The following is a 25,481-nucleotide window of genomic DNA, read 5'->3' as shown; positions in this document are numbered from 1 at the left end:
CCACCACGCATCACCCCTTGACCGCTCCGCTGGTCATGCCCGCGACGATCTGCCGGTTGAAGAAGATGTACATGATCAGCGGCGGGATGGTCGTCAGCAGGATGTACATGAACAGCAGGTTGAACTGGCTGACGGTCTGGCTCTGGAAGTTGTAGAGACCGAGCTGCACCGTGGGGTAGTCGTTGCCCGGCAGGAAGTACAGCGGGTTCTGGAAGTCGCTGAAGACGAAGACCGCCTGCACCACGATCACGGTGACGATGACCGGCTTGAGCAGCGGGAGCACGACCGCGAAGAACAGCCGCATGGGTCCCGCACCGTCGATGATGGCGGCCTCGTCCAGCTCCTTGGGGATTGTGGCGACGAACGCGCGGAACAGCAGGACGCAGAACGCGAGTCCGAACGTGGCCTCGATCAGGATCATGCCCGGGATGGTCTTGAACAGCCCGATGCCCTGGAGCACCCAGATCGTGGGCACGACGGCCGGCGGCACGATGAGCGCGGCGAGCACCATGAAGTTGATGACCGGGTTCCAGCGGGAGCGCTTGCGCTGCAGCACGTAGCCGACCATTGCGGCGAACACCACCATGATGGCGCAGCTGAAGACGGTGATGATCGTGGTCCAGAGGAAGGCCCACAGCACCTGGTAGTCGTTCTTCTGCAGCACCTCGACGAGGTTGTCCCAGAACAGCCACTCCGTCGGCAGGCTGAACTCGACAAGTCCGGCTTCCTGCGAGGTCTTCGAGGACTGCAGGAAGACGAAGACGAACGGCAGGATGAAGACCACGACCGACACGATGATCGCGATGATCCCGACGAGGTACTTGCGAATCCAGCGGCGCGCCGTCATCGGGCGGCGGTCCTCCTTGGGACGGCGGCCGCCGCGGAGCTTGGGGGCGTCGGCGGTGGTGATTCTCTCGGTGACGGTCACAGCTCCGCCTCCCTTCTGTTCAGGAGCCAGGACACCGGCACCATGACGGCGGTGACCACCAGGAAGAGGATGACGTTGCCTGCGGTGGACAGGCCGAAGAAGCCGGCCTGGTACTGCTTGTAGATGACCGACGCGATCACGTCGCTCGAGAAGCCGGGGCCGCCCTTGGTCATCGCCCAGATCATGGCGAACTCGCGGAGACCGCCGATGAGGGACAGGATGATGACGGTCGCGGTCGCGGGGCGGACGAGCGGCAGGGTGATGTTGCGGAAGATCGACCACGCTCCGGCGCCGTCCATGCGCGCCGCTTCGAAATACTCGTGCGGGATGGCGACGATGCCGGCCATGAAGATGAGGGTGGCGATGCCGACGCCCTTCCAGATGTCGACGCCGGCGACGGTGAGCAGGGCGAGGTTCGGGTCGGTGTACCAGCCGGGCTCGGGCAGGTTGAAGAAGCCGAGGATGTTGTTCACGACGCCGTGGAACGGGTCGAGCAGCGCCTTGAAGGTGAGGCCGACGCCGATCGTGGAGACCAGCACCGGGAAGAACACCACGGCGCGGAGGTAGCCGCGGCCGAGGATCGGGCCGGTCAGCAGCAGCGCCAGCGCGAGGCCCAGCACGACCTTCGCGGCCGAGGTCACGAAGCCGTAGATGAAGGTGTTGATGAAGCCCTGGACCAGCTGGGGCTCCTGGAAGAACTGCACGAAGTTGTCGAAGCCGATGAACTGGACGTCGAACAGCGTCCAGCGCGTCAGCGAGAAGTAGAAGGACGCGAACGTGGGCACCGCGAAGAACACGATGAACAGCACGGCGGCGGGGATGTAGAACCAGGTCGGGTACGGGCTGCGGATGCCCTTGCGCTTCGGGTCGGTCTTGCCCGATCGGGTGGCGGGCGGTGCCGCGCCGGTCGGTGCTACTGCGGTCGTCATTTGATCACTCCTTTGTGAAGAGGGGCCGGCGGCGTGCCGCCGCCGGCCCCTGTGTTACCTGATCTCAGCGGATCCGGATGCGGTTCACCAGCCCTCGAGGCCGAGCTGCTGGGCCTGCTTCTTCACGTCCTCGTCGTACTGCGCGGCACCGTCTTCGGCGCCGGTGATGCCGGAGCCGACGGCGACCGTGATGTTCTCGAGGTTCGGTCCCTTGATCGGGGAGAGGAACTCGAGCGCGGAGCCGGTCTTGCCGGAGTCGAAGTACGCCTGGATGTCGTTCACCAGGTCGGGCACGTCATCGGGCAGCGTGCAGGCACTGGTGACGTACGGGCCGGCGATCGAGCCGCCCTCGTTCTGCACCTGGCAGCCCTCGTCCGAGTTCGCGAACGCCACGAACTTCTTGGCGGCCTCGAGCTTGTCGCCCTCGGTGGACTTCGCGATGTAGATCGCGTTCGGCTGCCACATCGTGATCGACGTGTCAGCGGCGTCCGCGGCCGGCAGTGCGAACACGCCGATGTCGTTGACGTTGTCGGGGTAGTCCTGCTGCACCGCCGAGATCGTCGCCGACAGCATCGGGTACTGCGCCCCGGCGCCGGTCGCCAGCGCGGCCATCGCCTGCGCGTTCGTCATCGAGGGGAAGTCCTCGTTAAGGAGGCCCTTCTCGAAGACCTCTGCGCCGTGCGTGAATCCGGCGAGAGCCGGCTCCTCGACGTACTTCGCGTTCGGGTCGTTGGCGGTGTACTCCTCGGCCCAGTCGGGGTTGACCGCCGACACGTTCGCGAAGTCGCCGAGCACGAACAGCTGGCTGGTCCAGGTGTCACCGAACGACTGCAGGATCGGGGCGACGCCGCCGCCCTCGGCCTTGATCTTCTCGCTGTTGGCGATGAACTCGTCCCAGGTGGTCGGGATCTCGAGGCCGAGCTGCTCGTAGACCTTCTTGTTGTAGAGCACGGCGCCGGCGAACGAGGTGCCCCATGGGGCGCCGTACAGGCCGTTGTCGGTCGACACGACCGCCTTGAAGTCGTCGGTCAGGCCGCTGACCCAGTCCTCGTCGCTCAGGTTCACGAGCGTCTGGTCGGGGTTCAGCGCCTGCAGCAGCGAGCCCGAGTTGTAGTGGAAGACATCGTTCATCGAGTCGGTCGACAGCTTCGTCTTCATCAGGTTGTCGCCCTCGGTGCCGCCCGGCTGCGTCTCGAGCTTCACCGTGATGTCGGGGTTGGCCTTCTCGAACGCCGCGATCAGCGCCTTCGCCTGGTTGGTGTTGGCGTCGTCGCTCTGGGTGAGATAGCTGATCTCCACCTTGCCGTCATCGGAACCGCCACCGCCGCTGCACGCGGCCAGCGGCACGGCGAGTGCCACGATGCCCGCACTCGCGAGGAGCACTCTCCGGGTCGAAGAGCTCTTCATCTTTACCTCCTTGTAAAGCCGAGCGGATGGTCCGCCCACGCTGCCGGAATCCCTGGTGCTGCGTTGAGAGGGTCGCTGCCCTGGTGGCATTGAAACCATTCAACCCTCGTAAGGTACGTCCGTTCCGGCATGGGGTCAACAGTGGGATCAGAACTGATCCGTCACGATCGTGTAACGGTCTACACTTCGATTGACAAGAACCATGAATCGTTTCACGATTGTGGAGCGGGTCGGCGACGCGGCCGACCTCCGAAAGGACCCAGCCATGACGGCTCTTCCCTCTCCCACCGCAGTCGACGACGCCGTTCGGATCGTCGGGCTCCGCTCCCAGCACGGCCCCGGACTGCTCGGCGTCCCGCGCACCGGGCTGCGCCTGAGCTGGCGCACCGAGAGCGACGATTCGGATGCCCGTCTCGTCGGCTATCAGATCGCCGAAGGCTCTGAGGGAGCCGAACCCACGATTGCGGAGCCGGTCGCCGACGCCCGGACGGTCGGCATCGCTATCCCGGTCGAACTCGCCGCCCGCGAGCGTCGTGCCTTTTCGGTGCGCGTCGCGACGCCGCGCGGCTGGAGTGCGTGGAGCGAGCCGCTGGTCGTCGAAGCCGGCGTCGACGGACCGGGGCTCGAGGCATCCGTCATCGGCGCCGACACCCCGCCCGACGGGCCCGTGCCGCTGCTGCGCACCGAGTTCGTGCTCGACGGAGCGCCGACGACCGCTCGGCTGCGCCTGTCCGCACTCGGTCTCGTCGATGCGTGGATCAACGGCGTCCGCGCGACCGACGCCCTCCTCACACCGGGGTGGACGTCGTACCAGGAGCGCATCCTCGTCGACACGATCGACGTCACCTCCCTGCTGCGTGCGGGCGCGAACGTGATCGTCCTCGCCGTCGCCGACGGCTGGTACCGCGGCAGCTTCGGGTTCGCGCGGCGCCAGGCGATCTACGGCGACCGCACCGGGGCGCTGGCGCAGCTGGAGGCCGACGGCGAGATCGTGGCGAAGACGGATGCCTCGTGGCAGACCGGATCCGGACCTCTCCGCAGCGCCAGCATCTACGACGGCACCGTCACCGACCTGCGCCTCGACGACCCCGCCGTGCACGAGCCCGGGTTCGCGGGCGACGGCTGGGTCGCAGCATCCGTCGTCGCCTTCGACGCGACGCGATTCGAACCCCGCTCGGCGCCGCCGGTGCGGGTGGTGGCGGAGCTGCCGATGGCGCCGACGCCCCACGACGGACGTACGCGCCTGGACGGCGGGCAGAACCTGTCGGGCTGGGTGCGCCTCGTGGTGCGCGGCCGCGCGGGCGATGTCGTCACGGTCCGCCACGCCGAGGTGCTCGAGCCGTCGGGCGACCTGCACGTCAAGGCGCTGCGGTCGGCCAAGGCCACCGACGTCTACATGCTCGACCGCGACGGCGAGCACACGCTCGAGCCCGCGTTCACGTTCCACGGCTTCCGCTACGCCGACGTCGAGGGTGCCGAGGTCGTCTCGGCGACGGCGGTCGCGATCTCGAGCGACCTCGCGCCGCGGAGCACCTTCGCGTCGTCGCACGAGGCGCTCGACCGGTTCCACTCGAACGTCTTCTGGTCGCAGCGTGACAACTTCGTGTCGGTGCCCACCGACTGCCCGCAGCGCGACGAGCGGCTCGGCTGGACCGGCGACGCGCAGGCGTTCGCAGCGACGGCGAACACCCTCATGGACACCGAGTCGTTCTGGATGTCGTGGCTGCGCGACCTGGAGATCGACCAGACCGACTCCGGCGGGGTGCCCGCGGTCGTGCCCGACATCATCCGCCCGCAGGACATGCTCATGGGCGGCGTGCCCACCGAGAACATGGGCCGTGCCGGATGGGCGGATGCCGCCACCATCGTGCCGCTCGCGGTCTACGAGTCCTACGGCTCGACGGAGGTGCTCGCGCGTCAGCGCAGCAGCATGCGGCGCTGGGTGGAGCACCTGCGCCGCCGCGCGGGCGACGGCGTCGTGCTGCCGGGCGGCGACTTCCAGTTCGGCGACTGGCTCGACCCCGACGCCCCCGGCGAGCGGCCCTGGGAGGCCAAGGTCTCGAGCGACTTCGTGTCGAATGCGTTCTACTCGTGGTCGGCGCGCCTGCTCGCCCGGGCCGAGCGCATCCTCGGCGACGCCGACAGCGCCGACGACTACGAGGCCCTCGCCGACCGCGTCGGAGCCGCGACGTTCGCACGCTGGGGCGAGGAGGCGATCCTCACGCAGAGCGGTGCGGCGATCGCCCTCGAGTTCGCCCTGGCGCCCGCAGAGCGCCGCGCCGAGATCGCGGACGCGCTCGCCGAGAACGTGCGCCGCGAGAACGGCCGCATCGCGACCGGCTTCCTCGGCACGCCCCTCGTGCTCTTCGCGCTGTCGAACTCGGGCCACCTCGACGAGGCGTATCTCATGCTGCTGCGCCGTGACGCCCCGTCGTGGCTCTACCAGGTCGACCGTGGTGCGACGACGGTGTGGGAGCGGTGGGACGCGATCCTCCCCGACGGCAGCATCCACTCCGGCGCCATGGACGCCCTGCCCACCGAGGACGCCTCCGAGGACGAGACCGGCATGCTCTCGTTCAACCACTACGCGTACGGCGCGATGATCGACTGGGTCTACCGCACGGTGGCGGGCCTCGCCCCCGATGCCGACGACCCGGGGTACCGAACCGTGCACGTGGCTCCGCGCCCGGCCGTGGGGCTCGAGCACGCCTCGGCGTCGATCCAGACCCCGCAGGGGCGTCTCGCGATCGACTGGCGGGTCGACGGCGACGTGTTCGAAGCCACCCTCGAGGTGCCCTTCGGCTCGCGCGCCGTGCTCGACCTCCCGGTCACCGCGGGCTCGGCGACGACCGTCGACGGCGCTCCTGCACCCACCGAGCTCGGTCACGGCACGCATCGCATCACGGTCACCGCGCCCGCCGTCGCGACGCCCGGCGCCGTCGTCCCGGCCTGATCGCGGCATCCGTCAGACCTTTCCCCACCCCCAGACCACACACCCGAGGAGTGCCATGAGCAGCCCCGTTCCCCACATCGTCATCGACGCGCCGTACCGCAGCGACGTCGTCGCCTCATCGACCCCCGAGATCGGCTGGCGCACCGAGACCGACATCCCCGGGTGGCTGCAGGCAGGGGCCGAGGTCGAGGTCACGCGTGCCGGCGAGGTGTCGTCGCACCGTGTCGACGGCCGCGCGTCGACAAGGATCGCGTGGCCGTTCGCCCCGCTCGCTGCGCGCGAGGAGGCCTCGCTGCGCGTGCGGGTCACGGGCGTCGACGGCGCCCTCGGCGACTGGAGCGAGCCGCGGCGCGTCGTCGCCGGGTTCCTCGCCGAGGGGGAGTGGCAGGCCGTGACGATCGGCCTCGCCGCGCCCGCCGCGAATGCCCAGCCCGCGTACCTGCGGACGGAGTTCGGCGTGACCGGCCCGGTGGCACGCGCCACGCTCTACGCGACGGCACTGGGCGTGTACCAGGTGGCGATCGACGGCGTCGACGTCGACGACCAGGTGATGAAGCCCGGCTGGACGCCCTATGCGCACCGCACCATCCACGAGACCACCGACGTCACCGCTCTCGTCGCGGAGGGCCGCAACGCCATCGGCGTGCGCCTGGCCGGCGCGTGGGCGACGGAGAGCTTCGGGTTCCGCGAGAACGCGCGTCCCCTCTACGCCGACCAGCCGCGCTTCGCGGGTCAGCTGCTCATCGAGTACGCCGATGGGTCGAGCGAATGGATCGTCACGGATGCCTCGTGGCGGGCGTCCACCGGACCCCTCACGGCGAGCGGGCTCTACGCGGGCGAGGACCACGACGCCCGGCTCGCCCTCGTCGACCGCGACGGTCGGGGTTTCGCCGAGGCGGGGTACGCGGCCGACAGCTGGGCGCCCGTCGCCGAGCTCGACGCACTGCGCACGCCCGAGGCGCGGGTGTCGCCGTTCGTACGACGCGTCGAAGACCTCGCGGTGCGCGAGGTCATCACCACCCCGAGCGGCAGGACCGTCCTCGACTTCGGGCAGAACCTGGTCGGCCGCCTCCGGATCCGGGTCTCAGGTCCCGCGGGCACGGTGATCACGCTGCGGCACGCCGAGGTGCTCGAGCACGGCGAGCTCGGCACGCGGCCGCTGCGCGCCGCCGCCGCGACCGACCACTACACGCTGTCCGGCCAGGGCGCAGAGGAGTGGGAGCCGGAGTTCACGTTCCACGGCTTCCGCTACGCCGAGATCGACGGCTGGCCGGGCGAGTTCGACCCCTCCGCCGTCACCGCGGTCGTCATCCACAGCGACATGGAGCGCACGGGCTGGTTCGAGGCATCCCATCCCCTCGTCAACCAGCTGCACGAGAACATCGTGTGGGGCCTGCGCGGCAACTTCCTGTACCTCCCGACCGACTGCCCGCAGCGCGATGAGCGTCTCGGCTGGACGGGCGACATCCAGGTATTCGCGCCGACGGCGTCGTTCCTCTACGACGTGCGCGGTTTCCTCGACTCGTGGCTGCGCGACCTCGCCCTCGAGCAGGTCGACGGCGTGGTGCCGTTCGTCGTGCCGAACGCGCTCGGCGTCGCCCGCCCCGCCGCGGCGTGGGGCGATGCCGCCACGATCGTGCCGTGGGTGCTTCACGAGCGCTACGCCGACGTCGCCACGGTCGAGCGCCAGTACCCCAGCATGAAGGGCTGGGCGGACGTGCTCATCGGGCTGGCCGGCCCGCGCCGGCTGTGGGAGGGCATGTTCCAGTTCGGCGACTGGCTCGACCCCGACGCGCCGCCGCACCTGCCCGCGAACGCGAAGACCGATGCCGACATCGTGGCGTCGGCCTATCTCTTCCGTTCGGCGGACGCCGTGGCCCGCGCCGCCGCGCTCCTCGGCAAAGACGACGAGGCCCGGGAGTACGCGCAGATCGCGGAGGAGGTGCGCGCCGCGTTCCTCGCGGAGTACGTGACGCCCGCCGGGCGCATGATGTCGGACGCGCAGACCGCGTACGCGATGGCGATCGTCTTCGACATCGTCCCCGCCGACCAGCAGGAGGTGCTCGGCGCCCGGCTCGCCGAGCTCACGCGCCTGTCGGGCTACCGCATCAGCACCGGCTTCGTCGGCACGCCGATCATCCAGGACGCCCTCACGCGCACCGGCAACCTCGAGACCGCACGCCGCCTGCTGGTGCAGACGGAGAACCCGTCGTGGCTGTACCCGGTCACCATGGGGGCGACCACCATCTGGGAGCGGTGGGACTCGATGCTGCCCGACGGATCGATCAACCCGGGTGAGATGACGTCGTTCAACCACTACGCGCTCGGCGCGGTCGGCGACTGGCTGCATCGCGTCGTCGCGGGCCTCGCGCCCGACGCGCCGGGATACGAGCGGATCCGCATCCAGCCGCGCCCGCTCGCCGAGTTCGACCACGCGTGGGCCGAGCACCTCACGCCGTACGGCACCGCGCGTGCGGGCTGGTCGCGCCAGGGCGGCGTCATCCGCGTCGAGGCCACGGTGCCGCCGAACACGACAGCCGTCGTCGTGCTGCCCGACGGGCGTGAGTTCGAGGTCGGCTCGGGAACCCACGAGTGGGAGGTCGCCGACACCGCGCCGGCGGCCGCCGCCTCGCGGATCGGCCTGGACTCGACCCTCGCCGCCGTCATCGACGACCTCGAGGCCTACGAGGCCATCGGACAGGTGCTCGAGGCCTCGAGCCCCGACGCCGCGCACGGCTTCCGCACGCACACGAAATGGTCGGAGGCCCGCGAACTCGGGGAGGCGCTGTTCATGCACGCCGGCCCCGAGACGCAGCAGGAGATCGCCGCGGCGCTCGCCGCGCTGTCGGCGCAGCGCGAGGGGGCGACGGCCGATGCCTGAGGCCGGACGTGGCGCGGGGGAGACCGCTTGCCCCGTGCCCTACAATCGCGGGAAGCGGATCTGAACACTGGGAGCGTCATGGTGGTGAGCGTGCGCGATGTCGCGGCTGCGGCATCCGTTTCCGTCGGCACGGTCTCGAACGTGCTCAATCGACCCGAGAAGGTGTCGCCCGCCACCGTCGAGCGGGTGACGCAGGCGATCGAGGAGCTGGGGTTCGTCCGCAACGACGCGGCCCGGCAGCTCAGAGCCGGGCGCAGCCGCAGCATCGCCCTGATCGTGCTCGACGCGGGCAACCCGTTCTTCGCCGAGGTCGCCCGCGGGGCCGAGGACCGCGCCGCCGAGGCCGGGATGAGCGTGCTGCTCGGCAACAGCGATGAGCGCTCCGACCGCGAGGACGCCTACCTCGATCTCTTCCGCGAGCAGCGGGTGAACGGCGTGCTCGTCACGCCTGTCGCCGGCGACCTCGCCGGACTCGCGCGGCTGCACGCCGGCGGGGTGCCCGTGGTGCTCGTCGACCACGAGGACTCCGCGAGGGTGTTCGGCTCGGTCTCGGTCGACGACGTCGAGGGCGGGTACCTCGCGGTCTCACACCTCCTGTCGACCGGGCGCCGGCGCATCGCCTTCATCGGCGGTCCTCGCACGATCCGCCAGGTGGCGGACCGGCTCGAGGGCGCGCGTCGCGCCGTCGCCGAGGTGGAGGGGGCGACCCTCGAAGTCGTGGAGATGTCGGCGCTGTCGGTGCTGCAGGGGCGTGAAGCGGGAGAGCTCCTCCGCGGACGCGCCGCGGCAGACCGGCCGGACGCCGTGTTCGCCGCGAACGACCTGCTCGCCGTCGGCGCGCTGCAGGCGTTCACGCTCATGGCCGATCTGCAGGTGCCGCGCGACATCGCGCTCATCGGCTACGACGACATCGACTTCGCGTCGGCGACCGTCGTGCCGCTGAGCTCGATCCGCCAGCCGGCGCACCTCATCGGGTACACCGCCGTCGACCTGCTCCTCAAGGACCTCGAAGAGCCCGACGGCGACCACGCGCGCACCGTGCGCTTCCAGCCCGAGCTGGTGGTGCGGGAGTCCACGGCCGGCTGACCTCACCGGGCCGAGGTCGGCCGGGTCGCCTCCTCGAGCAGCTCGAGCACGTGACGGTAGTCGGCTCCCGTCGCGCGCGTCATGCCCAGCTCGCACGTGCGGTTGCACGACGCGTGCGCGTCGGCGCCCAGGGCCCGCACCTCGGCGGCCTCGGCGGCCGTGGCGGACGCGGTGAGCTCGGGATGCAGCATCCCGCGGTCTCCGGCGAAGCCGCAGCACGACCACGCGTCCGGCACGACCACCTCGGTGGCGACGGCTTCGGCCACGCGGCGCAGGGCGGGGTCCAGGCCGAGCTGCGTCGACGAGCACGTGGGGTGCAGCGCCAGCGAGCCGACGAGCGGCGCCACCTCGCCCAATCGGGGGAGCAGCACGCGCTCGGCGAAGGCGACGGCGTCTTCGACACGGGCGTCGACGCCGGCATCGGCGAGCAGGTGGATGAAGCCCTCGGTGCAGCTCGAGGCATCCGTCACGATCGTGAGTTCGCCGCCGTGCGACGCGTCCGTGATCGACGCGGCGACCCGGCGGGCCATCACCTCGCGCCCGCCCGCGTGACCCTTCGAGGTCCAGGGTGTGCTGCAGCACAGCGCGTCGACGCCGTCCGGCACCGCGAGCCGGACGCCCGCGCGTTCGGCGAGCCGGCGGAACGCCTCGGTCACCCCGACCCCGTCGCCCGCGGCGCCGAACATCGCGTTGACGCAGGCGGGGAGGAAGACCGCGACCGGCGCTTCGTCGCCCGTGCCGACGCCGGCGCCGAGGCGTGAGCGCGCGCGTCCGCCGCGGGGCAGGTCGTCCGAGTAGCGCGGCACGGTGTCTGCGCCGAGCACGGCGCGGCCGAGGTCGGTGACGGCGCCGACAGCGCGGGCCGGAAGGCGGTCGGCCACCGTGAGGCCGAGGCTCGCGACCCGGGTCGCCCCTGCCCACGCGTGCGCGGCGCCCTTCCACGCCGCGTTCGCCGCCGGGCCGGCGTCCTCGCGGCGCAGGCGCTTCACGAGGGTCCCCGTGTTGATCAGCACGGGGCACGCGGTCTGGCACATGCCGTCGACGGCGCAGGTGTCCACGCCCGCGTAGTCGTAGTCGCGTTCCAGCTCGCGCACGAGCGCGTGATCGCCGGATGCCTCGGCCCGGGCGATCGCGCGCCGCGTCACGATCCGCTGGCGCGGCGTGAGGGTGAGGTCGCGGCTCGGGCACACCGGCTCGCAGTAGCCGCACTCGACGCAGCGGTCGGCCTCCTCCTCGATCGGGTCGGCGAGCTTGATGTTGCGCAGATGCGCCTCGGGGTCGGCGTCGATGATGACGCCCGGGTTGAGGATCCCGGCCGGGTCGCACAGCCGCTTGAGCTCGCGCATGACGTCGTAGAGCTCGTCGCCGTACTGCCGGCGCACGTACGGCGCCATGACGCGGCCGGTGCCGTGCTCGGCCTTGAGGTTGCCGCCGGCGTCGAGCACGAGCTCGACCATGTCCTCGGTGAACGCACGGTAGCGGGCGAGCTGATCGGCCGACTCGAAGCGGTCCGTGAGCATGAAGTGGATGTTGCCGTCCTTCGCGTGCCCGAAGATGACGCTGTCGTCGTAGGCGTACCGCTCGAACAGCGTCTGCAGCGTCGCGCACGTGGGCGCGAGGCGGTCGACGGGCACGACGACATCCTCGAGCAGTGCCGTGGTGCCGCTCGGGCGCGCACCGGCGACCGAGGCGTAGAGGCCCTTGCGCAGCTTCCACGCGGCGGCGCGCGCCACCGGATCGGACGAGAAGGATGCCGCGGCCTCGAGCGGCTGCCCCGCGAGGGTCTGCGCGCCCCGCGCGACGAGCTGTGCGAGCTCGTCGTCGTCGTGCGCGTGGAACTCGATGAGGAGCGCCGCCTGGTCGCGCACCGTGAGCCCCGTGATCTCGCGGGGGGCTCCGGCGAGCGACTGCCCGACCCGGAGCGACGTCGCATCCATGAGCTCGAGCGTCGCCGCCCCCGTCGCGACGAGCTCGGGGAGGGCGCGCGTCGCGGCCGCGAGATCGGGGAAGACCGTCAGCGCCGTCGCCATGCGCGGCAGGATCGGCACCGTGCGGTAGGTCGCCTCCGCGACGAACGCCAGCGTCCCTTCGCTGCCGACCACGAGGTGCGCGAGCAGCTCTGCCGGGGTGTCGAAGTCGAGGAACGCGTTGACGGCGTACCCCATCGTGTTCTTCATCGCGAACTGCCGGCGGATGACCTCGACCGACCGCGGGTTCGACACCACCCGTTCGCGCACCCGCATCAGGCCGTCGACCAGATCAGGCTCGGCGGCGCGGAGTGCCGCGTCGGCATCGGGCGCACCCGAGTCGACGACCGTGCCCGACGGCAGCACGAGCACGAGCGACTCGAGCGTCCGGTACGTGTTCTCGGTGATGCCGCATGCCATGCCGCTGGAGTTGTTGTTGACGACCCCGCCGATCGTGCAGGCGAGCTCGCTCGCCGGGTCGGGGCCGAGCCGGAAGCCGTGCCGCGCGAGCCGTGCATTGACCTGTCGCACCGTCGCGCCGGGCTGCACGCGCACGCGGCGCCCGCCGTCGAGCACGTCGATGCGGCGGAACCGCTGCCGCACGTCGACGAGCAGCCGGTCGGTCGATGCCTGGCCCGAGAGGCTCGTGCCGCCCGAGCGGAACGTGAGGCTCGTCCCGCTGCGGCCGGCCTCGCGCATCACGCGGCCGACCTCGGCCGCGTCGGCGGCGACGAGCACCGCCTCAGGGGTGAGCAGGAAGTGGGAGGCGTCGCTCGCGTACGCGACGCGGTCGATGGCGCGGGTCCTGAGGCGCGATGCCTCGCCGACGGCGTGCGCGATTGCGTCCACAACGTCGGCGGCGGGCAGGGTCGCGGAGGCGGCGCTTCTTGCCATGGGAACTCCTCGCTGAGCTAGACTGCAATCACATTCAAGAGAGAATGGATATGCAAGCTCCTATGGACATGCAGACTAGCGGATCGTCCACCGTGATCTCCACTGGGCCCGACCTCTCCCGCGATGGCGTCGAGCGGTACTGGGAGAGCACCGCTCCGGGAGCGGGACGACGGATGCCGCGGGCCGACGCCGTCAGCGATGCCGCGACGGTCGACCTCAACGGGGTGTGGCGCTTCCGGCTCTCACCCACGGCGGCGGGCACGGGGTCGGCATGGATCGCCGACGACTTCGACGATGCGGGCTGGGACGCGATGCCGGTGCCGTCGCACTGGGTGCTCGAGGAGTTCACGCCGCTTGCGGGCGGCCCCGCGCGCCGCATGCTCGGCACCGACGAGGGGCCGCTCTACACGAACACCGCCTATCCGATCCCGCTCGATCCGCCTCGCGTCTCGACGGAGAATCCGACGGGCGATTACCGGCTGGTCTTCGACGTCCCCGAGGGCTTCGGCCCGGCGGTGCTGCGCTTCGAGGGCGTCGACTCGTGCGCGAAGGTCTGGCTGAACGGCGAGGAGCTCGGCTGGTCGACCGGCAGCCGCCTGCCGTTCGAGTTCGACGCACGGGTGCGAGCCGGGCGCAACGTGCTGTGCGTGCGCGTGCACCGCTGGTCGGCAGGCACGTACCTCGAGGACCAGGACATGTGGTGGCTCCCGGGCATCTTCCGCGACGTGCAGCTGCGTGCGCGTCCGGCCGGTGCGATCGACGACCACTTCGTGCACGCCGACTACGACGCCGCGACGGGCATCGGCACGCTGCGGGTGGATGCCTCGACCCGGGCCGTCGTCGAGATCCCCGAGCTCGGCATCCGTGTCCCGGCGGGCGAGACCGTGACGGCTCCCGTCGAGCCGTGGAGCGCGGAGCGGCCGCGCCTGTATCGCGGGACCCTGCGCTCGAGGGGCGAGACGGTCGAGCTCGCCGTCGGGTTCCGGCACGTGGAGGTCGTCGACGGCGTGTTCACGGTGAACGGGCGGCCCGTCACGTTCCGCGGCGTCAACCGGCACGAGCACCACCCCGACACCGGGCGCACGCTCGATCGTGACACGATGATCCACGACATCGTGCTCATGAAGCGCGCGAACATCGACGCCGTGCGCACCAGCCACTACCCGCCGCATCCGGAGTTCCTTCGCCTGTGCGACGAGTACGGACTGTGGGTGATCGTCGAGGCCGACCTCGAGACGCACGGGTTCATCTACGAGGGATGGGCGCACAATCCGCCCGCGCTGCCCGAGTGGCGCGACGCGGTCATGGACCGCCTCGTGCGCACGGTCGAGCCGCACAAGAACCACCCGAGCATCGTCGTCTGGTCGCTCGCCAACGAGAGCATGACCGGCGACGGCTTCGCCGAGATGCGCCGCCGGCTCGACGAACGCGATCCCTCGCGCGCCGTGCTCTACGAGCGCGACCCGAGCTATCGCGACTCCGACTTCTACTCGCTCATGTATCCGTCGCTCGAGCTGCTCGACCAGATCGGCCGGCACGAGGAGCCCCGCGGGGGGCGGCTGAGCATGCACGGCATGGTGTTCACCGACTCGGGCGGGGTCGCGCCGCTGCCGGAGGGTGTCACCGAGGCCGACGAGGAGCGCCGGCGCGCCCTCCCCTTCCTCCTCGTCGAGTACGCCCACGCGCAGGGCAACGGCCCCGGATCCCTGCAGGACTACTGGCGCATCATCCGCGCCCACGACCGCCTCTGCGGCGCGTTCGTGTGGGAGTGGATCGACCACGGCTGGAACGCCGTGACCGACGACGGGGTGCCGTTCGTCATGCACGGCGACGACGTGGACTACGAGCCGCGCGGCGGCCGGTTCAGCCTCCACGGGCTGGTGTTCAGCGACCGCACGCCGACCCCCGGCCTCGTCGAACTGGCGAAGGCGCACGAGACCATCAGGATCACGGTGGAGGACGACGCCGTGCGCATCGAGAACGACCGGCACACCGCCGACACCGCGGACGTGGCGTTCCGGTGGGCGGTCGAGGCCGACGGCGAGGTCGCCGCGAGCGGCCCGCTGCCGGTTCCCGTCCTCGCACCGGGGGAGTCCGTGGCGGTCTCGATTCCGGATGCTGCCGCCACCGCTCTCGCATCGGGCGCCGGCGACATCGTGCTCACTGTCGAGGCGGCGCTCGCCGCGGACGAGCTGTGGGCGCCGGCCGGGCACGTCGTGGCGTGGGGGCAGCGTATGCCCGCGCCCGCGGACGCAGGCACCGGGGCCGAGAAACCGCAGACCGATCGAGACACCGCGCGTGCCGTGGCTTCCCCGCAGCTTCGCGGTGTCTCGCGCACCGCCGGCGAGATCCGGCTCGGATCGGCCACGTTCGATGCGACGACGGGCCGCTTGGTGCGCCTCGGCGATCTCGAGCTCGACGGCCCGGTGCTCGACCTGTACCGCGCGCCCACCGAGAACGATCACGGCCAGGGCGAGACCAACAACATCGCCGGCGTCTGGCGAAAGACGATGCTGCACCGGCTGCTGCATCGTGTCGACGAGATCGACGCGGGCGACGGACGGCTCCGGGTGAGCGGGCGCACGGCGCCGCGCACGCACCCGCACGGCGTCGCCTGGACGATGACGTGGACCGCCGACGGCGACGGGCTCGTGCTCGAGGTCGACGCCGCCTTCGTCGGGCCGTGGACGGACACCCCGTACATGCGTCGCGACATCCTCGTCCCGCGGCTCGGTCTGCTGTTCGGCCTTCCCGGTGCCGCCGAGCGGGTGGCGTGGTTCGGCCGGGGCCCGGACGAGACGTACGTCGACTCGTTCGAGGCCTCACGCGTCGGGCGCTACGGCCGGTCGATCGACGAGCTCCAGGTGCCGTACCCGGTGCCGCAGGAGAACGGCAACCATGTGCAGACGCGATGGCTCGAGGTCGCGGGCCCGGGCATCCCCGCTCTGCGGGTCGAGGGTCGGCCGGAGTTCGACTTCACCGCTCGCCGCTGGACGTCGCACGACCTCGATCGCGCCGCCAAGCCGCACGACCTCGTCGACTCGGGTCGGGTGTGGCTCAACATCGATCATGCGCAGCAGGGTGTGGGCTCAGCATCCGTCGGTCCTGCTCTTCCGGAGAAGTACCGGATCCCGCGTGAGCGTACGACGTGGAGCGTGCGGCTCGAGGCACGCTGAATCCTCCGCCGGCCCATACACCGCGCGCGAACCTCGGAGACCCGGCGAGAATCGGAGGGATCCGGGCCCCCGCATCCGAAACTCGCGGGATCCCCGATTCTCGCGCGTCGCGTCAGAAGCCGTGGCTGAGCAGAGTCGCGCCCGCGCCCGCTCGCAGCGCGCCGAGCGCCTCGCGCTCGTACTCGGGCATGCGGTCGGGGAGGGCGTCGAGGTCGAACCAGGCGAGCTCGGCGCACTTGCGCGGCTCGAGGATCTCGGGCTCACCCTCCCACTCGTCGCACACGAAGAACCAGTCGACGCGCTGCTCGATCGGGTTGTCGGTGCCGTCCGTGCGCTGCATGACCGTGACCGGCGTCAGCGTCGCGGCGGCGAGGGCCACCCCGAGCTCTTCGCGGACCTCGCGGATCGCGGCGTCGACGGCGGTCTCGCCGAGCTCGACGTGGCCTGCGGCGCCGGCGGCCCAGCATCCGTCCATGTAGCCGGTGTTCTGACGCAGCTGCAGCAGCACCGCCCCGCCGCGGCGGAGATAGACGTACGACGAGGGGACGACGAAGAAGCGGGTCACGGCGACCCAACCTACCGTCAGCCGAGCGCGGCGACGTCGGTGAAGAGGGCGTCAGCCCCCACCTGCCCGCCCTTGAGCAGCAGCTCGAGTCCGTCGACGGCGGGGTCCGCGGCGTGCGCCCGCAGCAGCACGACGTTGCCCCACGGGTTCGCGGCGATCGAGAGCGACTCCACGCCGAGCAGGCGCGTGACGCGGCTCGACGTGTCGCCACCGCACACGATCACGCGGCGTGCCGCTTCGTCGCGGGCGACGGCGGAGATGACGGATGCTGCCGCCTCCGCGATCGCCTCGAGCACGGGGCGGTCGCCGGTCGAGGTCGCGTCGGCGTCGTCGGAGGTGAGCACCACGCCGCGGCCGGCGCGCAGCGCGGCGATCACGTCGGGCACGACGGCCTCCCTCGCAGGCCCGCCGAGGGGCAGCGGCTGCACCAGCCAGCCCGCGGCGGCCGCGGCATCCGCCTGCCGGCGCGTCTGAGCCGAACGGCTGCCCGACACGACGAGCACGGGACCCGCCGCGGGGGTGGATGCCGGGACAGCGGGGCCGCTGCGGGGGTCGGCGGCGGCGATGCCGTGGGAGAGACCGCCCGAGCCGATCGCGAACACCGGAGCGGGGAGCGCCGCGACAGCCTCGCCGACCGTCACGAGGTGCTCGTCGGTCAGGGCGTCGAGGACCAGCGCCGACTCGGCGGAGCTGCGCAGCAGCGCCCCGAGATCGTCGAAGGCGACGAGCGGGATGGAGCCCACGGGCAGGTCCGTCTGGCGGCCGATGTGGACCGCGAGGTCGGCCTCGGTCATCGGCGTCGAGGGGTGGTGCGACATCGTCGGCTGCCGGTCGAGCCGGTACACCGTGCCCCGCTCAGCGGCGAAGTGCTGGCCGAACAGCGTGTACCGCCCGAAGTCGGGCTGCGCGAACAGCATCGGCACCGGGCGCTCGCCGAACGATTCGCGCGCGAGCTCGACGACGCGGCCGAGACTGCCCACACCCGGCGCGGAGTCGGCCGTGGAGCACGCCTTGTACTGCACGATCGCCGGGTCGAGCTCTGCGAACGCGGCGAACACCGGGCGCAGCTCGGCGTCCATCTCGTCGGGCGCGAGGGAGCGCGAGATGCCGGCCACGCCGACCACGTCCACCTCGTCCGCCGCGCGACGCAGGGTGGCAGCATCCGGGAGTCCCGTGAAGAGCCGTCCCGTCCAGCCGCGCCGCGCGAACTGCAGGAGCGCGTCGACGCTGCCCGTGAAGTCGTCGCCGTAGAAGAGGGCGGCGCCGCGGGCGGCTCTAGGCACGGACCGGACCGAAGAGCTCGGCGGCCCGGCGGAGCGCGGAAGAGCTCTCGTAGGCGTCGTCGATGCTCTCGCCGCGTGCCGCCGATGCCCATGCGTCGCGCATGCTCGCGACGCCGGCCGCCGCGCCGTCGGGATGACCGTGGATGCCGCCGCCGGCGAGCACGAGGAGGTCGGTCGTGCCGACCGCGGCATAGGTGGCGTGCGCGAGCCCGCCCCACTGTCCCGACGACAGCACGGGGAGCGTCGGCGTCAGGCCGAGGAGGGGCTCACGCACCGCGGCGATGGAGTCGAGCACCTGTTCGTCCGTCTCGTAGAACTTGTTGCTGATGCCGTTCGTGTGCAGGTGGTCGGCGCCGGCGAGGCGCGCGAGCTTCTGCCACGCACGGAACCCTATCCCGACCTGCTCGGAGCGCCCGAACGAGCCGAACATCGCACGGTGTCCGTGGATCGGCACGCTGCTGTGGCTGCGGAGGAACTCGAGGCCCGGCAGGCCGATCAGGTTGATGCACGCCATCACGCACGTGCCGCCGGCGGCCACCACGAGGTCGTGGTTCGCCTCCAGCCGCCCGATGTCGTCCGTGATGTTGAACGCGTACATGGGCTTGCGGCCGGTGCGGTCGGCGTAGCGCTCGAGCACCGGCATGACCGCGGCGACCCGCTCGGCCAGCGGCGCGCTCGGCCCGTTGCCCTGCAGCTCGTCGTCCTTGATGAAGTCGATGCCCGATTCGGCGAGCTGACCGACGACCTCGGCGAGGTCGGCGGGGGACAGGCCGATGCTGGGCTTGACGATCGTGCCGATGAGCGCGCCCTCGGGGCGGCCGACCAGCCGGCGCGTGCCCTCGACCCCGAACGCGGGGCCGGGGTAGCGCTCGGCGAACGCCGGCGGCAGCTCGAGGTCGACGAGCCGGATCGCCGCCAGCTCCTTGATCTCGAAGAGGTTGCCGGCGACGGCGGCGAGCAGGTTCGGAAGCGATGGGCCGAAGTTGTCGAGCGGGAACCGCAGCCGCATCCGCGCACGCCGCCGGAGGGCCGGGTCGCCGACGGCTCCCGGCAGGGGCGAGGCGCCGGTGAGGGGCAACTCGTCGAGGGACTCGACCTGGGCGGCGAAGCGCGCGCGCACCTCGTCGGACTCGCGCTCGACGCGGACGAACGTGCCCGTGGACTGCTCGCCGGCGAGGACTTCGGCGGCCTGCCGCAGGGGCAGCGAGGTCTCGATGACGTACGTCGCGATGACGTGCGGGGACGTGAAGGATGACGAAGGCATGCGCGTCACCAGACCAGCGGGAGCCAGACCGACATCTCGCCGGCACCGCGATTGCCCCACGCGAAGTAGGGGATCAACCGCACGGGTGCCGTCGCGAGCGCGGTGTCTGCGAGGTCGTCGTACAGCGCGTCCTCGTCGGACCCGGGAAGGATCACCGCCTCGGTCTCGAGGGCGACCACACGGTGGCCGGCGACTTCGGCCTCGGCCGGGGTCAACGCCGCGCCGCGCCGGAGCGCGACCTGTTCGAGCACGACCTCCGCGGGAAGATCGGCGGTCTCTACGCAGTACACGACAGGTCCGCGGCGCACGGCGACCTGGTTGGTCGCCTCCTCCGCGAGCCGATGGGCGCGCAGCACCCGCACCGGCATCGGCAGCGTCAGTGCGACGACGTCGCCGGCCCGCCACTCGCGCTCGATGCGCGTGTACGTTCCCGGCTCGGTCACCGCCACCGCGGCGCCGTTCACCGTGAGCGTTGCGCCCGACGACCAGCCGGGGATGCGGAGGTGAAGGGGGATGCCGCCGGCTGCGGCATCCGTCACGGTGAACGTGATCTGCTCGCTCCAGGGGTAGTCCCCGTCTTCGCGCAGCGCGAGACGGCGCCCGTCGCCGGACGTCACGTCGAGCGTGCTGCCGCCGTAGAGGTGGACGAACACGCCCTCGTCCCCGATCGACGCCGCACGCTCGTGGAACCGCGCGAGCGTGCGCGCGATGTTGGGTGGGCAGCAGAAGCAGCTGAGGTACGGCTCGCGCAGGCGCTCGTCCGACGGCGGGGGCACCGGCACCGGGTGGAGGGCGGTGTCGCCCGGCCGGCGAAGCGGGTAGGGGAGGTCCCGCACCTGCCGCAGCGCGTTGGTGTAGAAGTACTCGGAGCCCGCGAGGCTGATGCTCGACAGCAGGCTGTTGAAGGCCACCTGCTCGATGACATCGGCGTAGGTCGCGTCGCCCGTGAGCGCCAGCATCCGCTCGCCCCACAGGATCAGGCCGATGTTCGCGCACGACTCGTTGTGGGCCGTGGTGTGGGGCAGCTGGTACGCGCGACCGTAGGCCTGGTGCACGCGGCTGATCTGGTTCTGCCACGGCGAGCCGTCGGGGGAGGCCCCGTCGTAGAGCGCGCCGGCACCACCGGTGATGTACAGCTTCGTGTCGACGACGTCGCGCCACAGGTTCTCGAGCACCGCCTCGAGCTCCTCGTCACCGGTCTCGGCGACGAGGTCGGCGAGACCCGCGTAGAGGTAGTTGGCCCGCACGGCGTGGCCGGCGACGACCGTCTGCTCGCGGACGGGGACGCGGTCCTGGTTGTCGTCGCCGCCCTCGAAGTCGTCACGGACGCGGATGAACGCCTCCGACAGGCGCAGGTACTGCTCGTCGCCGGTCGCGCGGTAGAGGTCGATGACCGCCATGTAGTGCGAGGGGCAGATGGCGCTGCGAGCGAGCTCGAGCGGCTTGTTGGTCGCGAGGTCCTCGAGGAAGGCCGCCGCCTTGCGGGCGGCGTCCAGGAGCGTGGTCGACCCCGTCACCTCGTAGTGGCGGACGCCGGCCGTGATGAGGTGGCCGAGGTTGTACGTCTCGAAGTTGAAGCGGTCGGCGAGCGCCAGCACGTCCTCGTGGTTGCGCGTCGAGATGAGGGTCGGCGTGTGGAGGTAGCCGTCCTCGCGCTGCACCGAGGCGATGAGCCCCGCGATCTCTTCGATCCGGGCGGCGAGCTCGGCGTCGGGGTCGGTCTCGAGGCGCGCGATGGCGGCCTCGAGCCACTTGTAGAAGTCGCCGTCCATGAAGGGCGGTCCGGCGTGCGCGCCCTCCTCGAGTCCTGCGGCGATGCGGAAGTTGGTGAGCCCGGCGCTGACGGCCGGGTCGCTCAGGGAGGACCAGATCTGCGGGATGGTGACGTCGCGCGTGCGGTCGTGGACGTCGCCCCAGAAGCCGCTCGCCCAGCGCGCGCTGTCGGCGCCGAGGGGTCGCAGCCGGGCATGTGCCCTGGTCGCGGTGGTGGCGGTCATCGTTGTTCCTTCCGAGTGGCGTTCAGTCTCGTGCTGGTCGCTGCGTCGCGGCAAGCCTGGGCTGATCCGAGTGAGAGGAGACAGCTCTGCAACTTCTCGCAATGCTGCATGGAAATGCAGTCTAACCCCTGAATCGTCTCAAAGTGAATAGAATTTCAGTACTGACTGTTGACACACGTCGAAATCGTGCCTACTGTCGTGCTCGTACCTTTCACCCGCATGGTCGTCGTCAAGGAGGACGCTATGAACACCCGCAGCAACCGCCGCCGCATCGCGGCGCTGGGAATCGCACTGGCCGCGGTGCTGCCGCTGGCCGCCTGTGCCGGCAGCGGCACGCCCGACACCGGATCGTCGGAGGGTGGCGGCGCCGGCGCCGGCGGCACCGATCCTGAGACCTTCACCGTCATGACGGCGAACGAGAACCCCGTGCTGGAAGAGCAGCTCACCGCTCTCTCCGAGGGTGCCTGCAAGGCCGAGAACGAGGCCCTGCCGCTCGAGCACCAGAAGGTCGCGCAGGCCGACACCGTCCAGAAGGTGACGCTGCTCGCCAGCCAGGGTGCCCTGCCGACGCACACCATCGCGGGCACCGCGCTCATCCGCCCCGACGGCGACCTCAACGCGGCCGGACTGGTCGGCGACCTCAAGGCCGCGCTCGAGGGATCCGGCGCGTGGGACAACGTGCTCCCCGCGGCGGCGTCCACCGTCGAGCAGGTCTACGGCGGCATGTTCTCGATGCCGTACCAGTACAACGTCGAGGGCATCTTCTACAACAAGGAGATCTTCGCCGACAACGGCATCGAAGAGCCCCAGACCTGGGACGACCTCCTCGACGCCTCCGCGACGCTGCAGGATGCCGGCATCACCCCGATGACCGAAGCGGGTGCCGCCGGCTGGCCCCTCACGCGCATCATGGGCATGTACATCTTCCGCAACGTCGGCCCCGACGCCATGGCAGCCGTCCGCGACGGCGATGCCAAGCTGACGGAGCCCGAGTACGTCGCCGGCGCGCAGGCGCTCGCGGACTACGCCGAGGCCGGCTACTTCGGCGAGGGCTTCTCGACGCGCGACGGCGACACGTCCTCGAACATGTTCCTCACCGGCAAGGCCGCGATGACCTACGACGGATCCTGGCTGCTCAGCGCGATCAACGACCCCGAGCGCAACCAGATCGGCGGCGAGAACGTCGGCTTCATGCCGTTCCCCGAGGTCGACGGCGGCAAGGGCTCGATCGACCAGTACGCCGCGAACGCCGGCGCGCCGATGATCATCAACGCCGAGCAGTTCGGCCCGAAGGTCGTCGACTGGGTCAGCTGCATCGCCGAGAACTACGGCCAGCAGGCCCTCCAGGACGCGGGCGTCATCTCGGGCTTCACGGTCAACGGCGACGTCACCGACATCTCGGAGAACACCGCGGAGATCCAGGAGCGGATCGCGGGCATCGACCAGACCGTACTGTGGTTCGAGGCGCTGATGGACTCGAAGAGCAACTCGCTCGCCTCGACCAACGCGACGCTGCTGACGACCGGCCAGATGACCGCCGAGGACTACATGACCCAGCTCCAGGCGAGTATCGACGCCAACGGCTGAGACCCCGTACCGGCTCCCCGGGCACTCGCCCGGGGAGCCGGCTCTTCGAGAGAGAAAGCAGTTCGCAGATGAACTCGATCTTCGGAGATCGGAAGACGATCTTCATCCTGCTGGCACCGGCCCTGGTGCTCTATACCCTGCTCAAGGTGGTGCCGGTCGGCTGGTCGCTCGGCCTCTCCTTCTTCGAGGGCAACTCGCTCCGCGGGTTCGAGTGGGTGGGCGTCCAGAACTTCATCACCTTCTTCAGCGACCCGAACGCCCTGCAGTCGATGTGGGTGAGCGTCTTCTTCGCGATCGTCGCCACGATCGGCCAGGTCGCCCTCGGCTACGGCCTCGCGCTCCTGTACGTCTTCGTCCTGCGCAAGGGCTCGACGCTCGTGCGGACGTTCGTGTTCTTCCCGACCGTGCTCCCGACCGTCGCCGTCGCGCTGCTGTTCCGCAGCTTCGTCGCCGTCGGCGAGAACCAGGGACCGGTCAACGACATCATCAACTTCTTCGGCGGCGAGAGCGTCGAGGTGCTCGCCTCCACCGTGGGCACGATGACCCTCGCGATCCTCATGACGCTGTGGAGCTCGATGGGCTTCTACGCCGTCCTCCTCTACGCGGGACTCCTCGACATCCCCGAGGAGGTCATCGAGTCCGCCCGGCTCGACGGCGCCAACGGCCTGAAGCTCGTCCGCCACATCGTCGTGCCGCTGTCGCTGCCGATCCTGCTGTCGTCGATCATCTTCAGCCTCAACGCGACGCTCAAGGTCTTCGACAGCCTGCTCGCCCTCAACGGCGGCGGACCCGGCACGTCGACCGCGCCGATGACGCTGTACATGTACCGCACCGCCTTCGAGTACGCCGAGTACGGCTACGGCTCGACGATCGCCGTCCTCCTCACCGCGCTCTGCCTGGTGTTCACCCTGGCGATCTTCCGATCGTCGCGCCGCAAGGCGGAGGTCTGACATGACTCTGACGCACACCGACAATCCCGCGTACACCGTCGCGACCCCGACTGTCCGCAAGCCCAGCCCGGGTCGCGCCCGGCGCACCGCGGTGAAGGCTCTTCGCCGCCTGCCGGTCTGGATCCTCGTCGCCGTCCTGATGGTCGTGGTGCTGTACCCGCAGGTCTGGATGGTGCTCGGCTCGTTCAAGACGCAGTCCGAGTTCCTCTCGAACCCGGCGCTGTCGCTGCCCGAGACGTGGAACTTCGACAACTACGTCACCGCCCTCACCAACGGCAACGTCGCGCGCAACTGGCTCAACAGCGTCCTGGTGACGATCCCGTCGGTCATCTTCATCGTCTTCATCGGCGTCGCCGCCGGGTACGCGCTCGAAGTGATGATCTGGAAGGGACGCAACGGGGTCCTGCTCTACATCCTCGCCGGCATCATGGTGCCCGGTCAGATGATCCTCGTCCCGCTGTTCATCACCTACTTCCGCATCGGCATCACCGACACGCTGTGGCCGCTCATCATCACGTACACCGTGATGGGACTCCCGCTGACGACGTTCCTGATGGCGACGTACTTCCGGTCGGTGCCGCGCGAGATCTTCGAGGCCGCGACCGTCGACGGCTCGGGTCCGCTGCGATCGTTCTTCGTGATCGGCGTCCCGATGATGAAGAACGCGATCCTCACGATCGGCCTCGTGCAGTTCTTCAGCGTGTGGAACGACCTGCTGATCGCCCTGACGTTCACGACCCGGCCGGAGCTCGCGACGATCCAGGTGGGCCTCTTGAGCCTGAGCGACGAGTACGGGTCGACCCAGTACGGTCCGCTGTTCGCGGCCGTCAGCATCAACATCGTGGTGCTGCTGATCCTGTTCCTCACGCTCAACAAGAAGATCATGGCCGGCATGTCCGGCGGCGCCCTCAAGGGCTGAGAAGCTGAAAGGCTGGCTGCATGAGCTCGTCCGCGCCACGCATCGCGTTCCTCCACACCGGAGCCGTCAACATCGCGCCGTTCGGTGCGCTGGCGGCGGAGTTCCTCCCCGGCGCGACCGTCGTGAACTACCTCGACGACCGCATCGTGGCCGACCTCGGCGACGAGGCGCGTGCGGACTCGGTGCCCGAGCGCATCGGCGACCTCGTGCGCGCGGCGGCGGCCGGGGGAGCGGATGCGGTGATGTTCACGTGCTCGTCGATCTCCGAGCTCGCCGCTCCCGCCGCCGCGGCGGCAGGAGTGCCCGTCCTCCGCGTCGATGAAGCGATGGCGGATGCTGCGGTGCGCAGCGGTCGCCGCATCCGCGTGCTCGCGACCCTGCCGACGACGTGCCGTCCGACCCTGGGCCTGCTGCAGGAGCGCGCCGCGCTCGCGGGCGTCGAGCCGGAGTTCACGAGCGAAGTCATCGAGGGCGCGTTCGCGGCCGTCGCCGGCGGGGACCGCCCGACCCACGACCGCCTCGTCGCCGCCGCCATCGAGCGCGGCGCTGCCGAGGCCGACGTCATCGTGCTGGCTCAGGCCTCCATGGCCTCCGCCGCCGAGGCCGTGTCGGTCGATGTGCCGGTGCTCACGAGCCCGCGCCTGGGCGTCGAGCGCCTGGCGCAGTCCCTCGCGGCGCGCTGAGACCCCGGCGGC

16 protein-coding genes are annotated in these 25,481 nt (G+C 70.7%); 8 read left to right on the top strand and 8 right to left on the bottom strand.

The genetic code is table 11. The annotated features are described in order from the left end of the window. Nucleotides 1–10 precede the first annotated feature (10 nt). The 3 genes from Q9R33_RS12855 to Q9R33_RS12845 all read right to left on the bottom strand — a co-directional run bounded on the left by Q9R33_RS12855 (nucleotide 11) and on the right by Q9R33_RS12845 (nucleotide 3,264). Nucleotides 11–847: a carbohydrate ABC transporter permease gene (locus Q9R33_RS12855; protein ID WP_310249389.1), complete on the bottom strand. Its 837-nt coding sequence runs from the start codon at nucleotides 845–847 to the stop codon at nucleotides 11–13. Between the two features lie 77 nt (nucleotides 848–924). After that, nucleotides 925–1,857: a carbohydrate ABC transporter permease gene (locus tag Q9R33_RS12850; protein ID WP_056371833.1), complete on the bottom strand. Its 933-nt coding sequence runs from the start codon at nucleotides 1,855–1,857 to the stop codon at nucleotides 925–927. Nucleotides 1,858–1,941: 84 nt separating this feature from the next. Beyond that, complete coding sequence (locus Q9R33_RS12845; RefSeq protein ID WP_056371831.1) at nucleotides 1,942–3,264, bottom strand: ABC transporter substrate-binding protein; 1,323 nt, start codon at nucleotides 3,262–3,264, stop codon at nucleotides 1,942–1,944. A 265-nt stretch (nucleotides 3,265–3,529) separates the two neighbouring features. Between Q9R33_RS12845 and Q9R33_RS12840 the strand changes: the two genes are divergently transcribed. From Q9R33_RS12840 to Q9R33_RS12830, 3 genes are all read left to right on the top strand, one after another. After that, a complete protein-coding gene (locus Q9R33_RS12840; RefSeq protein WP_311294020.1) occupies nucleotides 3,530–6,217 on the top strand; it encodes a family 78 glycoside hydrolase catalytic domain in 2,688 nt (895 codons plus the stop codon). A 55-nt stretch (nucleotides 6,218–6,272) separates the two neighbouring features. Then, nucleotides 6,273–9,098 (top strand): family 78 glycoside hydrolase catalytic domain, encoded by a 2,826-nt coding sequence (locus Q9R33_RS12835; protein WP_311294019.1) that lies wholly within the window; start codon nucleotides 6,273–6,275, stop codon nucleotides 9,096–9,098. Between the two features lie 78 nt (nucleotides 9,099–9,176). Continuing rightward, on the top strand, nucleotides 9,177–10,184 hold the full coding sequence (locus tag Q9R33_RS12830) for a LacI family DNA-binding transcriptional regulator (protein WP_310249131.1): 1,008 nt from the start codon (nucleotides 9,177–9,179) through the stop codon (nucleotides 10,182–10,184). 2 nt (nucleotides 10,185–10,186) lie between these two features. Here the strand turns inward: Q9R33_RS12830 and Q9R33_RS12825 are convergent, their stop codons facing one another. Continuing rightward, nucleotides 10,187–13,045 (bottom strand): FAD-binding and (Fe-S)-binding domain-containing protein, encoded by a 2,859-nt coding sequence (locus tag Q9R33_RS12825; protein ID WP_311294018.1) that lies wholly within the window; start codon nucleotides 13,043–13,045, stop codon nucleotides 10,187–10,189. A 62-nt stretch (nucleotides 13,046–13,107) separates the two neighbouring features. On the opposite strand from Q9R33_RS12825, the gene Q9R33_RS12820 reads away from it, so the two are divergent. Next, the gene (locus tag Q9R33_RS12820; RefSeq protein WP_311294017.1) at nucleotides 13,108–16,221 is read left to right on the top strand and encodes a glycoside hydrolase family 2 TIM barrel-domain containing protein; all 3,114 of its coding nucleotides are present in this window, start codon (nucleotides 13,108–13,110) and stop codon (nucleotides 16,219–16,221) included. Between the two features lie 112 nt (nucleotides 16,222–16,333). On the opposite strand, the gene Q9R33_RS12815 is transcribed toward Q9R33_RS12820, so the two are convergent. The 4 genes from Q9R33_RS12815 to Q9R33_RS12800 are packed head-to-tail and all read right to left on the bottom strand — an operon-like array spanning nucleotide 16,334 to nucleotide 21,330. Then, entirely contained in the window at nucleotides 16,334–16,786 is a 453-nt protein-coding gene (locus tag Q9R33_RS12815; protein WP_311294016.1) for an NUDIX domain-containing protein, read from the bottom strand. A gap of 17 nt (nucleotides 16,787–16,803) precedes the next feature. Further along, nucleotides 16,804–18,069: a four-carbon acid sugar kinase family protein gene (locus Q9R33_RS12810; protein WP_311294015.1), complete on the bottom strand. Its 1,266-nt coding sequence runs from the start codon at nucleotides 18,067–18,069 to the stop codon at nucleotides 16,804–16,806. Continuing rightward, complete coding sequence (locus Q9R33_RS12805; protein ID WP_311294014.1) at nucleotides 18,062–19,333, bottom strand: RuBisCO large subunit C-terminal-like domain-containing protein; 1,272 nt, start codon at nucleotides 19,331–19,333, stop codon at nucleotides 18,062–18,064. Before Q9R33_RS12805 ends, Q9R33_RS12810 begins: the two co-directional genes overlap by 8 nt. A gap of 5 nt (nucleotides 19,334–19,338) precedes the next feature. Beyond that, a complete protein-coding gene (locus Q9R33_RS12800) occupies nucleotides 19,339–21,330 on the bottom strand; it encodes a beta-L-arabinofuranosidase domain-containing protein (protein ID WP_311294013.1) in 1,992 nt (663 codons plus the stop codon). Between the two features lie 243 nt (nucleotides 21,331–21,573). Between Q9R33_RS12800 and Q9R33_RS12795 the strand changes: the two genes are divergently transcribed. The 4 genes from Q9R33_RS12795 to Q9R33_RS12780 all read left to right on the top strand — a co-directional run bounded on the left by Q9R33_RS12795 (nucleotide 21,574) and on the right by Q9R33_RS12780 (nucleotide 25,469). Then, a complete protein-coding gene (locus tag Q9R33_RS12795) occupies nucleotides 21,574–22,917 on the top strand; it encodes an extracellular solute-binding protein (RefSeq protein WP_311294012.1) in 1,344 nt (447 codons plus the stop codon). A 68-nt stretch (nucleotides 22,918–22,985) separates the two neighbouring features. After that, nucleotides 22,986–23,867: a carbohydrate ABC transporter permease gene (locus Q9R33_RS12790; protein ID WP_056371812.1), complete on the top strand. Its 882-nt coding sequence runs from the start codon at nucleotides 22,986–22,988 to the stop codon at nucleotides 23,865–23,867. Between the two features lies 1 nt (nucleotide 23,868). After that, a complete protein-coding gene (locus tag Q9R33_RS12785; protein WP_311294011.1) occupies nucleotides 23,869–24,786 on the top strand; it encodes a carbohydrate ABC transporter permease in 918 nt (305 codons plus the stop codon). Nucleotides 24,787–24,806: 20 nt separating this feature from the next. Beyond that, on the top strand, nucleotides 24,807–25,469 hold the full coding sequence (locus tag Q9R33_RS12780; RefSeq protein WP_310249108.1) for an aspartate/glutamate racemase family protein: 663 nt from the start codon (nucleotides 24,807–24,809) through the stop codon (nucleotides 25,467–25,469). The last annotated feature ends 12 nt before the right edge of the window (nucleotides 25,470–25,481 follow it).

This window comes from Microbacterium sp. PRC9 (assembly GCF_031844125.1).
GTDB lineage: Bacteria > Actinomycetota > Actinomycetes > Actinomycetales > Microbacteriaceae > Microbacterium.
Note: the sequence above shows the minus strand (reverse complement) of the source record. Positions and strands in the feature narration are given on the sequence as shown.

What these genes read in the sequence shown, in the direction of transcription:
- Q9R33_RS12800 (WP_311294013.1), bottom strand. Translation starts at nt 21,330, where the DNA reads ATGACCGCCACCACCGCGACCAGGGCACATGCCCGGCTGCGACCCCTC.
- Q9R33_RS12795 (WP_311294012.1), top strand. Translation starts at nt 21,574, where the DNA reads ATGAACACCCGCAGCAACCGCCGCCGCATCGCGGCGCTGGGAATCGCA.
- Q9R33_RS12825 (WP_311294018.1), bottom strand. Translation starts at nt 13,045, where the DNA reads ATGGCAAGAAGCGCCGCCTCCGCGACCCTGCCCGCCGCCGACGTTGTG.
- Q9R33_RS12790 (WP_056371812.1), top strand. Translation starts at nt 22,986, where the DNA reads ATGAACTCGATCTTCGGAGATCGGAAGACGATCTTCATCCTGCTGGCA.
- Q9R33_RS12805 (WP_311294014.1), bottom strand. Translation starts at nt 19,333, where the DNA reads ATGCCTTCGTCATCCTTCACGTCCCCGCACGTCATCGCGACGTACGTC.
- Q9R33_RS12850 (WP_056371833.1), bottom strand. Translation starts at nt 1,857, where the DNA reads ATGACGACCGCAGTAGCACCGACCGGCGCGGCACCGCCCGCCACCCGA.
- Q9R33_RS12785 (WP_311294011.1), top strand. Translation starts at nt 23,869, where the DNA reads ATGACTCTGACGCACACCGACAATCCCGCGTACACCGTCGCGACCCCG.
- Q9R33_RS12780 (WP_310249108.1), top strand. Translation starts at nt 24,807, where the DNA reads ATGAGCTCGTCCGCGCCACGCATCGCGTTCCTCCACACCGGAGCCGTC.
- Q9R33_RS12830 (WP_310249131.1), top strand. Translation starts at nt 9,177, where the DNA reads ATGGTGGTGAGCGTGCGCGATGTCGCGGCTGCGGCATCCGTTTCCGTC.
- Q9R33_RS12835 (WP_311294019.1), top strand. Translation starts at nt 6,273, where the DNA reads ATGAGCAGCCCCGTTCCCCACATCGTCATCGACGCGCCGTACCGCAGC.
- Q9R33_RS12840 (WP_311294020.1), top strand. Translation starts at nt 3,530, where the DNA reads ATGACGGCTCTTCCCTCTCCCACCGCAGTCGACGACGCCGTTCGGATC.
- Q9R33_RS12855 (WP_310249389.1), bottom strand. Translation starts at nt 847, where the DNA reads ATGACGGCGCGCCGCTGGATTCGCAAGTACCTCGTCGGGATCATCGCG.
- Q9R33_RS12820 (WP_311294017.1), top strand. Translation starts at nt 13,108, where the DNA reads ATGGACATGCAGACTAGCGGATCGTCCACCGTGATCTCCACTGGGCCC.
- Q9R33_RS12845 (WP_056371831.1), bottom strand. Translation starts at nt 3,264, where the DNA reads ATGAAGAGCTCTTCGACCCGGAGAGTGCTCCTCGCGAGTGCGGGCATC.